This is a genomic window from Streptomyces toxytricini (genome assembly GCF_014649915.1).
Lineage (GTDB): Bacteria > Actinomycetota > Actinomycetes > Streptomycetales > Streptomycetaceae > Streptomyces > Streptomyces toxytricini.
Genome location: NZ_BMTY01000049.1, coordinates 1 through 780, shown reverse-complemented (window position 1 = coordinate 780; position 780 = coordinate 1). Strand labels below are relative to the sequence as shown.

1 protein-coding gene and 1 pseudogene are annotated in these 780 nt (G+C 68.3%); both read right to left on the bottom strand.

Annotated elements, in window-relative coordinates:
* Positions 1-32: 32 nt before the first annotated feature.
* Positions 33-584, bottom strand: a complete 552-nt coding sequence (locus IE170_RS32265) for a DUF742 domain-containing protein (protein ID WP_189813034.1) — start codon at positions 582-584, stop codon at positions 33-35.
* A 94-nt stretch (positions 585-678) separates the two neighbouring features.
* A pseudogene (locus IE170_RS32260) lies at positions 679-780 on the bottom strand (roadblock/LC7 domain-containing protein); the annotation flags it as partial.

Sequence of the window (780 nt, the reverse complement as noted above, 5' to 3'; positions counted from 1 at the left end):
TCGCGGAGGTGGTGGAGCGAGCCGCCCCGCCGTTAGAGCTTGCGAAGTCCACTGAGCACCCTTTCGAGCAGTGTCACATCTGGCTGGCCGCCGGCGGATTCGTCGCCGCCGGGCTGGTGAATGGCGACAAGGCCCGCTTCCGCCAGGTCGGCGACGAGGATGCGGGCGACACCAAGAGGAATGGAGAGGAGTGCCGAGATCTCCGCGACGGATTTGATCTCCAGGCACAGTCGGCAGATGCGCTGGTGCTCGGGCAACTGCCCTTGCAGCCGAGCGGGATCCGCCGTGGTGCTGACCAGCGCCTCGATGGCGAGCTGGTAGCGCGGCCGGGTCCGGCCGCCGGTCATCGCATACGGACGCACCAGCGGGTTGTGCGCCTTGGGGGCCTGGGCGCGGCCGGCCCGGAAGGGCTGCTGCGAAGGCCGCTGGGGCGCCTGCTGGGGCTGGGCGTACGGCTGCTGCTGGTACGGGTTCTGCTCCGGCACGGGCATGCTGGGGGCGGAGGGGAAGTTGAAGCGGTTCTGGTCGTGCCCACCCTGCGGCTGCTGAGCGCCGCCATAAGGATGTCCTCCGGGTGTTGTCACGTCTCCTCCTCCGAACTCCAAGAACGCAGTACTCCCTGTGGAACCGCGCCACCGCACCTTACGGTGCGATGACGCGAAACGCACTGCCTGTTTGCTAGTTGAGAAGGCTTCCCTGCAGTTCGGCGCGCAGGTCCGGGGTGAGGACCGTGCCTGCGCGGTCGACGAGGAGGGCCATCTCGTAGCCGACGAGGCCGAT